The following is a 12,506-nucleotide window of genomic DNA, read 5'->3' as shown; positions in this document are numbered from 1 at the left end:
CTCTGGAGCCATGCGAACTGAGCCCGTGCTCCAGGTCCAGGCCCTGGTGAAGCGGTACGGCGACAAAACCGCGGTCAACGGTCTCGACCTGGTGGCCCAGGCGGGCGTCACGGCCGTACTCGGACCCAACGGCGCGGGCAAGACGACGACCGTCGAGACCTGCGAGGGATACCGCAGGCCGACTTCCGGCACCGTGCGTGTCCTGGGGCTCGACCCGGTGAGACAGTCCGGCGCGCTGCGGCCCCGGATCGGCGTGATGCTCCAGTCCGGCGGCGTCTACTCGGGCGCGCGGGCGGACGAGATGCTGCGCCATGTCGCCAAGCTGCACGCGCATCCCCTGGACGTCGACGCCCTCATCGAACGGCTCGGCCTCGACAGCTGCGGCCGGACCGGCTACCGCCGCCTCTCCGGCGGCCAGCAGCAGCGGCTCGCCCTGGCCATGGCCGTGGTCGGGCGCCCTGAGCTGGTGTTCCTCGACGAGCCGACCGCCGGGCTCGACCCGCAGGCCCGCCGGGCCACCTGGGACCTGATCCGGGACCTGCGCGCGGACGGTGTCTCGGTCATCCTCACCACCCACTACATGGACGAGGCCGAGCAGCTCGCCGACGATGTCGCGATCATCGACGCGGGCCGGGTCATCGCCCAGGGCTCCCCGGAGGAGCTGTGCCGGGGCGGCGCCGAGAACACGCTCCGCTTCATCGGCCGCCCGGGCCTCGACGTGGGATCCCTGCTCAAGGCCCTGCCCGCCGACTGCACGGCCGCGGAGCTGACACCGGGCTCGTACCGGGTCGTCGGCAAGGTCGACCCCCAGCTGCTGGCGACGGTGACGTCGTGGTGCGCGCAGCACGGGGTGATGCCGGACCGGATCTCGGTGGAACGGCACACTCTGGAGGACGTCTTCTTGGAGCTCACCGGTAAGGAGCTGCGCGCGTGACCGCCGTCGGTACAGGTTCGGGTACGTACACCCCGAGGCCGGGCGCCGCCCCGCTCCCCCGCATGATCGGGGCGCAGGCGGCCCTGGAGACGAAGATGCTGCTGCGCAACGGCGAGCAGCTGCTGCTGACGGTGGTGATCCCCACCCTGCTGCTGGTCCTCTTCAGCTCGGTGGACATCGTCGACACGGGCTCCGGCGAGGCCGTCGACTTCCTCGCCCCCGGCATCCTCGCGCTGGCCGTGATGTCCACGGCGTTCACGGGGCAGGCCATCGCCACGGGCTTCGAGCGCCGGTACGGCGTGCTGAAGCGGCTGGCCTCCTCACCGCTGCCGCGCTGGGGCCTGATGACCGCCAAGACGCTGTCGGTGCTGGTCACCGAGGTCCTGCAGATCCTGCTGCTGACGGTGATCGCGTTCGCGCTGGGCTGGTCGCCGCACGGCAACCCGGCAGCGGTCGTCCTCCTGCTGATCCTGGGGACGGCCGCCTTCTCGGGGCTCGGCCTGCTGATGGCCGGCACGCTCAAGGCCGAGGCCACGCTGGCCGCCGCCAACCTGGTGTTCCTGCTGCTCCTCGTCGGCGGCGGAGTGATCGTGCCACTGGACAAGTTCCCGGCGGGTGCGCAGGACGTGCTGGGCCTGCTGCCGATCTCGGCGCTGTCGGACGGACTGCGGGACGTGCTCCAGCACGGGGCCGGGATGCCCTGGGGCGACCTCGGGATCCTCGCCGTGTGGGCGGTCGTCGCCTTGGCGGCAGCGGGGAAGTTCTTCCGCTGGGAGTAGCCCGGACCGAAGGGCGAACGGGACCCTCGTGAAAGCGTGCACAAGCGGCCGCCTACGATAGGGCGCGTGCCAAAGCTGACCCGCGCCGACGCCGTAGCGGCCGCGCGCAACCCGCTCGCCTTCATCGCCGCACGCTGGACCCCGACCCCGAGGACGGTCCGACGGGCGGCATTCGCCGCGCTCGTGATGTCGGTGCTCATCGTGGTCACCGGCGGTGCCGTACGCCTCACCGGGTCCGGTCTCGGCTGCCCGACCTGGCCCAAGTGCACCGACGACTCGCTCACCGCCACCAGCGAGATGGGCCTGCACGGCGCCATCGAGTTCGGCAACCGCATGCTGACGTACGTGCTGTGCGCCGCGGTCGGCTGGGCGATCATCGCGGCGCGCTCCGCGAAGCCGTACCGGCGTGGGCTCACCCGGCTCGGGTGGGCGCAGTTCTGGATCGTCATGAGCAACGCGGTGCTCGGCGGCATCGTCGTCCTGGTCGGCCTGAACCCCTACACGGTCGCGGCCCACTTCGTGGCGACGTCCGCGCTCATCGCGGTCGCCACGGTGATGTGGCAGCGCGCCCGGGAGGGCGACGGGGCGGCCCGTCCGCTGGCGGGCAAGGCGGTGCAGCAGCTGGTGTGGTTCCTGGTCGCGGCGTCGGCGCTGCTGATCCTGGTCGGCACGGTGGTCACCGGTGCGGGCCCGCACGCGGGCGACTCCAGCGAGGTCGAGCGGATGCCGGTCGACTGGGAGAACGTCACCAAGCTGCACGCCGTGCTGGCCTGGATCGTGGTCACGCTGACGTTCGCCCTGTGGTTCGTCCTCAAGGCGGTCGACGCCCCGAAGGGCCCCCTGAACCGCACCCGCGACCTCTTCCTGATCCTCCTCGCCCAGGGCGTCATCGGCTACGTCCAGTACTTCACGGACCTCCCCGAGATCCTGGTCGGCCTGCACATGTTCGGCTCGGCCCTGGTCTGGATCGCCACGCTCCGCGTCCTGCTCGCCCTGCGGGAACGGCCGCACGAGGAGATCGGGATCCCGGGTCCGACGGCCGAGGCCGCGGTCGGCACCCGCGCGTAGCCGTCCGGGCCGCTCAGTCCAGCCCGTACACCCTGCGCGCGTTCCCCGCCGCCACCATCCCCGCCACCCGCTGCGCGTCCGCCAGCGACCACGCCCCCTCGGCGACCCAGCCGCCGAGCACCCTGGCGAGCGCCTCGCGGAAGAGTCGGGCGCCCACCACGTGCAGTTCGGGCAGGCCCTGGGCTCCGCTGGAGAAGAGGATCTTGCCGAAGGGGGCCAGTTCCAGGATCTCGGCGAGGATCGTGGCCGCGCGGGCGCCGGTGCGGATGAGGGCGGCGCCGGAGTCGGCGTAGACGTGCGGGAAGACGCCGGCCAGGTGGGCGGCGTGCCGGTGGTAGGGGTAGCCGTGCAACAGGATCAGGTCGGTGCCGAGGCCGGCCGTGGCGCGGACGAAGTCCGTGAGCAGCACCGGGTCGGTGCGGTCGATGCGCAGGCCCGGCTCGCCCAGTCCCGCGTGCAGTTGCAGCGGCAGTCCCGACGCCACCGCGATCCACAGCAGGTGCCGCAGCAGCACCGGGTCGCTCAGCTCGCCGCCGACCCTGCGTGCCGCCAGCCAGCGGCCGGCCGCGCCCCGCACCTCGCCCGGCCCCGGCGGCTCGGGCGCGAGTGCGAGGCCGTGCCGTACACCCGCGACCGACGTGAAGGCCACAGCGTTCGCGGCCGCGCCGTGCACCGACTCGGCGAGGTTGGCCAGGAAGGACTCGACGGTGCCGGAGGTGTCGGCGACCTGTTCGGCGAGGAGTTCAAGGCGGACGATCTCGCGGGCCTCGGCCGATCCGGCGGACGCCATCTCCCGGGGGCCGGTGAGGTCGCCGGGCAGCCCGGTGTCGATCAGGTACGTCGTGATACCGCTGCCGCGCAGCAGGCGCCGGCCCGCCTCCAGCACGCCGAGTTCTCGGCGCCGGGCGAGATAGCGCGCGGGCCGGCAGTGCGGTTCGAGGCCCAGGAGCGGGGGGCACCAGCGGCGTACGGCGAAACCCGTCTGGGTGTCGAAGAGTGTGGTGCCGGGCGCCGGTGGGCCCTCGGTGCGGGCCAGCTGGGCCTCGAAGGTGCCGAGGCCCAGCTCTGTTCGCAGTACGCCGTGGCAGTACTGGTCCACGAGGGACGGCGTGTCGATCATCCGGGCTCCCCGTAGGTGGACGCTGCGATTGCTCTACAGGTCCTAACGGGTGAACCGGCGACTTGGTGTTGCGAAAGGGCGAGGCCGGCTCAGGTTCGCCCTCAAAAGAGGGCGTTGTTCAGCCGCCGAGCTGGATGCCGGCCATCCTCTTCCACTCGTACTCGCCCGTCGTCACCTTCGCCGCGAACTCGCCGTCGAAGGACTCGTGGCGCGTGACGCCGGCCTTCTCCACGGCCTGCTCGGCGGTCTCGTACGACGGTGCCACCAGGTCGCCCCAGCCGCCGTCCTCGCCGACGAGCACGATCCGGGCGCCCCGCTCACCGATGTAGGCCACCTGGGCCTCGGCGCCGCCGTGGGACTTCGCGAAGGTGTTGATCTGCTTGGCCAGCTTGGCCACCTTGTCTGCCATGACCAGGATGCTACTCACGGGTAGATCAGCTGGCGAGGGCAGGGCACTGTGACGTGCGTCAGCGCAGGAACGGGTCCACGGCCACCGCCACGAACAGCAGCGACACATACGTGATCGACCAGTGGAACAGGCGCATTTCCTTCAGCTTGCCGCCCGTCACCTCCGCCTTCGCGCGGTTCTGGAGCGCGTGCGCCTCCCACAGCCACCAGCCGCCCGCGCCCAGGGCGACCGCGCTGTAGAACCAGCCCGTGTAGCCGAGCGGCGTCAACAGGAGCGACACCGCCACCATCACCCAGCTGTAGATGACGATCTGCTTGGCGACGACCTTGTTGGAGGCGATGACCGGGAGCATCGGGACGCCCACGCGCGCGTAGTCCTCCTTGACCTTCATGGACAGCGGCCAGTAGTGCGGCGGCGTCCAGAAGAAGATCACCATGAAGAGGATGAGCGGGGCCCAGGACAGGGAGTCCGTGACCGCGGACCAGCCGATCAGGACCGGCATGCAGCCCGCGATGCCGCCCCACACGATGTTCTGCGACGTACGGCGCTTGAGGATCATCGTGTAGACGACGACGTAGAAGAGGAGTGCGCCCAGCGAGAGCCAGGCGCTCAGCCAGTTGACGGTCAGGCCGAACAGCAGCGTCGACGCGATCGCCAGCGTGATGCCGAAGACCAGGCACTCGCGCGGGCTGACCATCCCGGTGACCAGCGGGCGCTGCGAGGTGCGGTCCATGAGCGCGTCGATGTCGCGGTCGATGTACATGTTCAGCGCGTTGGCGCCGCCGGCGGAGAGGTAGCCGCCGACGCAGGTGAGAAGGACCAGCGTCAGGTCCGGCACACCCTGCTCTGCCAGGAACATCACCGGAACGGTGGTGATCAGCAGCAGCTCGATGATCCGCGGCTTGGTCAACGCCACGAACGCCTTGACCCGGGCCCCGATCGGCCGCCGGCTCGGGCTCTGGCTCGTCCCGATAATCCCCGCTGGACGGGATTCAACGGCCGTCACGCACACCCCTGACAGAGACATCCCAGCAAGCCTCCCCGTGTGAAGTCCCGGTAAAGGCTCGCGCGTACCACGCCACTGTAGACGTTGCCCAGACCCGGATATTCGCGGGGGTGGGGTCGTGTTGGAGGGGGTGGTCCGACGGGCGCGTCGAAGCTCGATTGAGCACCCGGATGAGCGGCTCCGTATTCACTTGCCGAATGTGGAACGACCCAGTCGGGAGGCACATCCCGACGACGCCCGGCAGTCTGGAATGAGTCGAAAAAACGCACGTACTTCCGGGGGTAGGCTCGACAACGGCCGGCCGACGCCGAGTACGCCGGCAGCCGGTGGGCTTGTGTGCCCGTGACACCGGCAACCGACATGTGGAGAGGAGCCCTGACCCAGGGTGAGCACCAAGCCGACCACCACAGACCTCGAGTGGACCGAGCTGGACCAGCGGGCTGTCGACACCGCCCGCGTCCTGGCCGCCGACGCCGTACAGAAGGTCGGAAACGGCCATCCGGGTACGGCGATGAGCCTGGCACCCGCCGCCTACACCCTCTTCCAGAAGGTGATGCGGCACGACCCCGCGGACGCCGAGTGGGTCGGTCGCGACCGCTTCGTGCTGTCCGCCGGCCACTCGTCCCTGACCCTCTACACCCAGCTCTACCTGGCCGGCTTCGGTCTGGAGCTGGACGACCTGAAGGCGTTCCGGACGTGGGGTTCGAAGACCCCGGGCCACCCGGAGTACGGCCACACCACGGGCGTCGAGACGACGACCGGCCCGCTGGGCCAGGGTGTCGCCAACGCCGTCGGCATGGCGATGGCCGCCCGCTACGAGCGCGGTCTGTTCGACCCGGAGGCCGCGGAGGGCACCTCCCCCTTCGACCACTTCGTCTACGCCATCGCCGGTGACGGCTGCCTCCAGGAGGGCATCTCCGCCGAGGCGTCCTCGATGGCCGGCCACCAGCAGCTCGGCAATCTGATCCTGCTGTGGGACGACAACCACATCTCGATCGAGGGCGACACGGAGACGGCCGTCTCCGAGGACACGGTCAAGCGGTACGAGGCCTACGGCTGGCATGTGCAGCGCATCGCCCCGAAGCCGGACGGCGACCTCGACCCGCACGCCATCTACAACGCGATCGAGGCCGCGAAGCAGGTGACGGACAAGCCGTCCTTCATCGCGATGCGCTCGATCATCGCCTGGCCCGCCCCGAACGCGCAGAACACCGAGGCCGCCCACGGCTCGGCGCTCGGCGACGACGAGGTCGCGGCCACCAAGCGCGTCCTCGGCTTCGACCCGGAGCAGTCCTTCGAGGTCAGCGACGAGGTCATCGGCCACACCCGCGAGGCGCTGGATCGGGGCGCCGAGGCGAAGGCCGAGTGGGAGAAGTCGTTCCAGCTGTGGCGCGACAAGAACCCCGAGCGCGCTGTCGAGTTCGACCGCATCAGCAAGGGCGAGCTGCCCACCGGCTGGGAGGAGAAGCTCCCGGTCTTCGAGCCCGGCAAGGGCGTCGCCACCCGTGCCGCGTCCGGCAAGGTGCTCCAGGCGCTGGGTGCGGTCATCCCGGAGCTGTGGGGCGGCTCGGCCGACCTGGCCGGCTCCAACAACACGACGATCGACAAGACGTCGTCGTTCCTCCCGGCGGACAACCCGCTCCCGGAGGCGGACCCGTACGGCCGCACGATCCACTTCGGCATCCGCGAGCACTCCATGGCCGCGGAGATGAACGGCATCACCCTGCACGGAAACACCCGTGTCTACGGCGGTACGTTCCTGGTCTTCTCCGACTACATGCGCAACGCCGTACGTCTGTCGGCGCTGATGCACCTGCCGGTGACGTACGTCTGGACGCACGACTCCATCGGTCTCGGTGAGGACGGCCCGACCCACCAGCCGATCGAGCACCTCGCGTCCCTGCGCGCCATCCCCGGTCTCAACGTGGTCCGTCCGGCGGACGCCAACGAGACCGCGATCGCCTGGCGCGAGATCCTCAAGCGCTACACGAAGGAGTTCGGCAAGGGTGCCCCGCACGGGCTCGCGCTGACCCGTCAGGGTGTACCGGTGTACGAGGCCAACGAGGACGCCGTGCGCGGTGGCTACGTGCTGTTCGAGGCCGAAGGCGGCGAGCCGCAGGTCGTCCTCATCTCGACCGGCTCCGAGGTGCACGTGGCCGTCGAGGCGCGCGAGCGGCTCCAGGCCGACGGTGTGCCGACGCGGGTCGTGTCCATGCCGTGCGTGGAGTGGTTCGAGGAGCAGGACCAGGGGTACCGGGACAGCGTCCTGCCGCCGGCCGTCAAGGCGCGGGTGGCGGTCGAGGCCGGCATCGGTCTGACCTGGCACAAGTACGTCGGGGACGCGGGTCGCATCGTTTCCCTGGAGCACTTCGGTGCTTCGGCCGACGGCAAGGTCCTTTTCCGGGAGTACGGCTTCACTGCCGAGAACGTGGCTGCCGTCGCGCGGGAATCCCTCGCCGCGGCCCAGCGCTGACGCTCACATACGAGACGTAGGAGTTTGATTTTCCATGACAGACGCACTCAAGCGCCTCTCCGAGGAGGGCGTCGCGATCTGGCTGGACGACCTGTCGCGCCAGCGCATCACGTCCGGCAATCTCGCCGAGCTGATCGACCAGCAGCACGTCGTGGGTGTCACGACCAACCCGTCGATCTTCCAGAAGGCGATCAGCGGCGGTGACGGCTACGAGCAGCAGGTCGCCGACCTCGCCGCCCGCAAGGTGACGGTCGAAGAGGCGATCCGCATGATCACCACGGCGGACGTCCGTGACGCCGCCGACATCCTGCGCCCGGTCTTCGACGCCACCGGCGGTCAGGACGGCCGGGTCTCCATCGAGGTCGACCCGCGGCTCGCGCACCACACCCGCGCGACGATCGCCGAGGCCAAGCAGCTGGCCTGGCTGGTCGACCGTCCCAACACCCTGATCAAGATCCCGGCCACCAAGGCGGGCCTCCCGGCGATCACCGAGGTCATCGGCCTCGGCATCAGCGTCAACGTCACGCTGATCTTCTCGCTGGAGCGCTACCGCGAGGTCATGGACGCCTACCTGGCCGGTCTGGAGAAGGCCAAGGAGCGCGGCCTGGACCTGTCGCTGATCCGCTCGGTGGCGTCCTTCTTCGTGTCCCGCGTGGACACCGAGATCGACAAGCGCCTCGACGCGCTCGGCACCGACGAGGCCAAGGCCGCGCGCGGCAAGGCGGGCGTGGCCAACGCGCGCCTCGCCTACCAGGCGTACGAGGAGGTCTTCTCCTCGGACCGCTGGAGCGTGCTGGAGAGCGCGGGCGCCAACAAGCAGCGTCCGCTGTGGGCGTCGACCGGCGTGAAGGACCCGGCGTACAAGCCGACCCTCTACGTCGACGACCTGGTCGCCCCGAACACGGTCAACACCATGCCCGAGGCCACCCTCCACGCCACGGAGGAGAAGGGCGAGATCACCGGCAACACCGTCGCCGGGACCTACGAGCAGGCCCGTGCCGACCTCGACGCGGTCGAGCGGCTCGGCATCTCGTACGACGACGTGGTGCAGCTGCTGGAGGACGAAGGCGTCGAGAAGTTCGAGGCGTCCTGGAACGACCTGCTCAAGTCGACCGAGGCAGTGCTGGAGCGCCTCGCCCCCTCGGAGGGCTGATCCCTTGTCACCCTTTAACGTCACTGAAGCGAATCCGCTTCGTGACGCCGCCGACCGACGGCTCCCGCGTATCGCGGGGCCGTCGGGCCTGGTGATCTTCGGCGTTACGGGCGATTTGTCACGTAAAAAGCTGATGCCTGCCGTGTACGACCTCGCCAACCGGGGTCTGCTGCCGCCAGGCTTCTCTCTGGTCGGTTTCGCCCGCCGCGAGTGGGCGAACGAGGACTTCGCGCAGGAGGTCCACGACTCGGTCAAGGCGCACGCCCGCACGCCCTTCCGCGAGGAGGTCTGGCAGCAGCTCATCCAGGGGATGCGCTTCGTGCAGGGCACCTTCGACGACGACGAGGCCTTCGAGCGGCTGCGCGGCRCCATCGAGGAGCTGGACAAGGCACAGGGCACGGGCGGCAACTTCGCCTTCTACCTGTCGGTGCCGCCGCGCTCCTTCCCGGTGGTCATCCAGCAGCTCAAGAAGCACGGCCTCGCCGACCAGAGCAGCGGCTCCTGGCGCCGCGCGGTCATCGAGAAGCCCTTCGGCCACGACCTCGCCTCGGCCGAGGAGCTCAACAAGGTCGTCCACGAGGTCTTCGCCCCGGACCAGGTCTTCCGCATCGACCACTACCTGGGCAAGGAGACCGTCCAGAACATCCTGGCGCTGCGGTTCGCCAACACGATGTTCGAACCGATCTGGAACCGGTCCTTCGTGGACCACGTGCAGATCACCATGGCCGAGGACATCGGCATCGGCGGCCGGGCCGGCTACTACGACGGCATCGGCGCCGCCCGTGACGTCATCCAGAACCACCTGCTCCAGCTGATGGCCCTGACGGCCATGGAAGAGCCCGCCTCCTTCGACGCGGACGCGCTGGCCGCCGAGAAGACCAAGGTGCTCGGTGCCGTACGGCTGCCGAAGGACCTGGGCCGCGACACCGTGTTCGCGCAGTACGCGGCCGGCTGGCAGGGCGGCGAGAAGGCGGTCGGCTACCTCCAGGAGGAGGGCATCGACCCCAAGTCCAAGACGGACACCTATGCCGCGATCAAGGTGGAGATCGACAACCGCCGCTGGGCGGGCGTCCCCTTCTACCTGCGCACCGGCAAGCGGCTCGGCAGGCGCGTCACGGAGATCGCGGTCGTCTTCCAGCGCGCCCCGCACTCCCCCTTCGACACGACGGCCACCGAGGAGCTGGGCCAGAACGCGATCGTGATCCGCGTCCAGCCCGACGAGGGCGTCACGGTCCGCTTCGGCTCCAAGGTGCCCGGCACCTCGATGGAGATCCGGGACGTGTCGATGGACTTCGCCTATGGCGAGTCCTTCACGGAGTCCAGCCCGGAGGCGTACGAGCGCCTGATCCTGGACGTCCTCCTGGGCGACTCGAACCTCTTCCCGCGCACCGAGGAGGTCGAGCGGTCCTGGAAGATCCTCGACCCGATCGAGCAGTACTGGGACCAGCACGGCAGGCCCGCCCAGTACCCGTCCGGTACGTGGGGGCCCGTCGAGGCGGACGAAATGCTCGCACGAGAGGGACGGAGCTGGCGCCGGCCATGAAGATAGACCTCACGGACACCACAGCCAGCAAGATCAACAAGGCGTTGGTGCAGGGTCGCCGGGCCATCGGCACGCCGGCCGTCGGCATGGTGCTCACTCTGGTCATCGTCACGGACGAGGAGAACGCGTACGACGCCCTGAAGGCCGCGAACGACGCCTCGCGCGAGCACCCCTCGCGCACGCTCGTGGTCATCAAGCGTGTCTCGCGCTCGCCCCGCGACCGTACGCAGTCACGGCTGGACGCCGAGGTGCGGGTGGGCGCGGACGCGGGCACCGGCGAGACGGTCGTCCTGCGCCTGTACGGCGAAGTGTCCGACCACGCGCAGTCCGTCGTCCTCCCCCTGCTGCTGCCGGACGCCCCGGTGGTGGTCTGGTGGCCGGTGAACGCGCCGATCGACCCGGCGAACGACCCGCTGGGCGCACTGGCCCAGCGCCGGGTGACCGACACCTACGCCTCGGAGCAGCCGGTACGGGAACTGTCGTCCCGCGCCGACACCTACACACCCGGCGACACCGACCTGTCCTGGACCCGGATCACGCCCTGGCGCTCGATGCTGGCGGCGGCTCTGGACCAGGTGGTCTGCGAAGTGAAGGCCGTCGAGGTGGAGGGCGAGGAGTTCAATCCGAGCTGTGAGCTGCTGGCGATGTGGCTCGCGGACCGGCTGGACGTCCCCGTCAAGCGGTCGCTGTCGTCGGGCCCCGGTCTGACGGCGGTCCGCATGGACACCGACTGCGGCCCGATCAAGCTCGACCGGGCGGACGGCTCCCTGGCGACCCTCTCCATCGAGGGCCAGCCGGACCGTGCCGTGGCGCTGAAGCGGCGGGAGACGGCCGAGCTGATCGCGGAGGAACTGCGGCGGCTCGACCCGGACGACACCTACGCGTCGGCGTTGCGGTTCGGGGTGGAGCGGCTGAACTCCGTGCCGGCCGCCACGGTTCGGGGCGCCGAGGCCGCCGTGGCCAAGGCGGAGCAGGCCGTGGCGCTGGCCCAGGCCGCCGTGGCCCGGGTCGGGGAGCCGCCGGCCGAGGAGGCCGAAGGCAAGACCCAGGCGGACAAAGGGGAGTCACCGGCCAAAGGAGAACCGGCCGGGGCGCCCTCCAAGGTCGCTGCTGAAGCATCCGCGAAGGAAGCGACGGCGCAGGAAGTGAAGAAGGCGGCGGCGAAGTGAGTACTCCGCAGCTCGTCGTGCACCGCGACAAGGAGCTGATGGCGCAGGCCGCGGCGGCCCGGCTGATCACGAAGATCGTGGACGCCCAGGCCTCCCGGGGCTCGGCGTCCGTGGTCCTCACGGGCGGCCGCAACGGCAACGGCCTGCTGGCCGCGCTGGCGGCCGCCCCCGCGCGGGACGCCGTCGACTGGGGCCGGCTCGACCTGTGGTGGGGCGACGAGCGTTTCCTCCCCGAGGGCGACCCCGACCGCAATGTCACGCAGGCCCGCGAGGCTCTGCTGGACGCGGTGCCGCTGGATCCGAAGCGGGTGCATGCCATGCCCGCGTCGGACGGTCCGTTCGGCGCGGACGTGGAGGCGGCCGCTTCCGCGTACGCGGAGGAACTGGCGAGGGCGGCGGGTCCCGAGAACCACGGTTCGGTGCCCACCTTCGACGTCCTGATGCTGGGCGTGGGTCCCGACACCCACGTCGCCTCTCTGTTCCCGGAACTGCCCGCGGTACGGGAGACGCAGCGCACGGTCGTCGGGGTGCACGGCGCGCCGAAGCCTCCGCCGACCCGTGTGACCCTCACGCTTCCCGCGATCCGGGCGGCACGTGAGGTGTGGTTGCTGGCGGCGGGCGAGGACAAGGCGCAGGCCGCGGCGATCGCGCTGTCGGGTGCGGGGGAGATCCAGGCTCCGGCGGCGGGGGCGTACGGGCGTTCCAGGACGCTGTGGCTCCTGGACGCGGCGGCGGCGTCACAGCTGCCGCGGTCGCTGTATCCACCGGCGTCTTCGTAAGCGGACCCCCACTCCTCGAACGCCGGAGGGGCTGATTCCTTTCAGCCCCTCCGGCGTTCGAGGGCGAGGCCCT

Annotated in this window: 11 protein-coding genes; 8 read left to right on the top strand and 3 right to left on the bottom strand. The window is 70.3% G+C overall.

The window, feature by feature from the left end; genetic code table 11:
- Positions 1 to 10: 10 nt before the first annotated feature.
- From EAO75_RS21530 to EAO75_RS21520, 3 genes are all read left to right on the top strand, one after another.
- On the top strand, positions 11 to 934 hold the full coding sequence (locus EAO75_RS21530; RefSeq protein ID WP_147996691.1) for an ABC transporter ATP-binding protein: 924 nt from the start codon (positions 11 to 13) through the stop codon (positions 932 to 934).
- A gap of 62 nt (positions 935 to 996) precedes the next feature.
- Positions 997 to 1,713 (top strand): ABC transporter permease, encoded by a 717-nt coding sequence (locus EAO75_RS21525; protein WP_147998006.1) that lies wholly within the window; start codon positions 997 to 999, stop codon positions 1,711 to 1,713.
- 57 nt (positions 1,714 to 1,770) lie between these two features.
- On the top strand, positions 1,771 to 2,781 hold the full coding sequence (locus EAO75_RS21520; RefSeq protein WP_147998005.1) for a COX15/CtaA family protein: 1,011 nt from the start codon (positions 1,771 to 1,773) through the stop codon (positions 2,779 to 2,781).
- Between the two features lie 13 nt (positions 2,782 to 2,794).
- Here the strand turns inward: EAO75_RS21520 and EAO75_RS21515 are convergent, their stop codons facing one another.
- The 3 genes from EAO75_RS21515 to EAO75_RS21505 form a co-directional block, all read right to left on the bottom strand.
- Complete coding sequence (locus EAO75_RS21515) at positions 2,795 to 3,901, bottom strand: amidohydrolase family protein (protein WP_147996690.1); 1,107 nt, start codon at positions 3,899 to 3,901, stop codon at positions 2,795 to 2,797.
- A gap of 118 nt (positions 3,902 to 4,019) precedes the next feature.
- On the bottom strand, positions 4,020 to 4,310 hold the full coding sequence (locus EAO75_RS21510) for a hypothetical protein (protein WP_147996689.1): 291 nt from the start codon (positions 4,308 to 4,310) through the stop codon (positions 4,020 to 4,022).
- Positions 4,311 to 4,368: 58 nt separating this feature from the next.
- On the bottom strand, positions 4,369 to 5,337 hold the full coding sequence (locus tag EAO75_RS21505) for a heme o synthase (RefSeq protein WP_187284533.1): 969 nt from the start codon (positions 5,335 to 5,337) through the stop codon (positions 4,369 to 4,371).
- A gap of 364 nt (positions 5,338 to 5,701) precedes the next feature.
- Here EAO75_RS21505 and tkt point away from each other — a divergent pair, with 364 nt between their 5' ends.
- The 5 genes from tkt to pgl are packed head-to-tail and all read left to right on the top strand — an operon-like array spanning position 5,702 to position 12,433.
- A complete protein-coding gene (gene tkt, locus EAO75_RS21495) occupies positions 5,702 to 7,789 on the top strand; it encodes a transketolase (RefSeq protein WP_147996688.1) in 2,088 nt (695 codons plus the stop codon).
- Positions 7,790 to 7,823: 34 nt separating this feature from the next.
- On the top strand, positions 7,824 to 8,942 hold the full coding sequence (tal, locus tag EAO75_RS21490) for a transaldolase (RefSeq protein WP_147996687.1): 1,119 nt from the start codon (positions 7,824 to 7,826) through the stop codon (positions 8,940 to 8,942).
- Positions 8,943 to 8,946: 4 nt separating this feature from the next.
- On the top strand, positions 8,947 to 10,485 hold the full coding sequence (zwf, locus tag EAO75_RS21485; RefSeq protein ID WP_147996686.1) for a glucose-6-phosphate dehydrogenase: 1,539 nt from the start codon (positions 8,947 to 8,949) through the stop codon (positions 10,483 to 10,485).
- Positions 10,482 to 11,654 (top strand): glucose-6-phosphate dehydrogenase assembly protein OpcA, encoded by a 1,173-nt coding sequence (gene opcA / locus EAO75_RS21480; RefSeq protein WP_147996685.1) that lies wholly within the window; start codon positions 10,482 to 10,484, stop codon positions 11,652 to 11,654. Before zwf ends, opcA begins: the two co-directional genes overlap by 4 nt.
- The gene (gene pgl, locus EAO75_RS21475; protein WP_147996684.1) at positions 11,651 to 12,433 is read left to right on the top strand and encodes a 6-phosphogluconolactonase; all 783 of its coding nucleotides are present in this window, start codon (positions 11,651 to 11,653) and stop codon (positions 12,431 to 12,433) included. Before opcA ends, pgl begins: the two co-directional genes overlap by 4 nt.
- Positions 12,434 to 12,506 lie beyond the last annotated feature (73 nt).

This window comes from Streptomyces sp. UW30 (assembly GCF_008042075.1).
Lineage (GTDB): Bacteria > Actinomycetota > Actinomycetes > Streptomycetales > Streptomycetaceae > Streptomyces.
The sequence above is the reverse complement of the archived record's forward strand: the minus strand, read 5'-3'. Positions and strand labels throughout refer to the sequence as shown.

What these genes read in the sequence shown, in the direction of transcription:
- EAO75_RS21530 (WP_147996691.1), top strand. Translation starts at nt 11, where the DNA reads ATGCGAACTGAGCCCGTGCTCCAGGTCCAGGCCCTGGTGAAGCGGTAC.
- EAO75_RS21525 (WP_147998006.1), top strand. Translation starts at nt 997, where the DNA reads ATGATCGGGGCGCAGGCGGCCCTGGAGACGAAGATGCTGCTGCGCAAC.
- EAO75_RS21515 (WP_147996690.1), bottom strand. Translation starts at nt 3,901, where the DNA reads ATGATCGACACGCCGTCCCTCGTGGACCAGTACTGCCACGGCGTACTG.
- EAO75_RS21510 (WP_147996689.1), bottom strand. Translation starts at nt 4,310, where the DNA reads ATGGCAGACAAGGTGGCCAAGCTGGCCAAGCAGATCAACACCTTCGCG.
- EAO75_RS21505 (WP_187284533.1), bottom strand. Translation starts at nt 5,337, where the DNA reads ATGTCTCTGTCAGGGGTGTGCGTGACGGCCGTTGAATCCCGTCCAGCG.
- tal (WP_147996687.1), top strand. Translation starts at nt 7,824, where the DNA reads ATGACAGACGCACTCAAGCGCCTCTCCGAGGAGGGCGTCGCGATCTGG.
- opcA (WP_147996685.1), top strand. Translation starts at nt 10,482, where the DNA reads ATGAAGATAGACCTCACGGACACCACAGCCAGCAAGATCAACAAGGCG.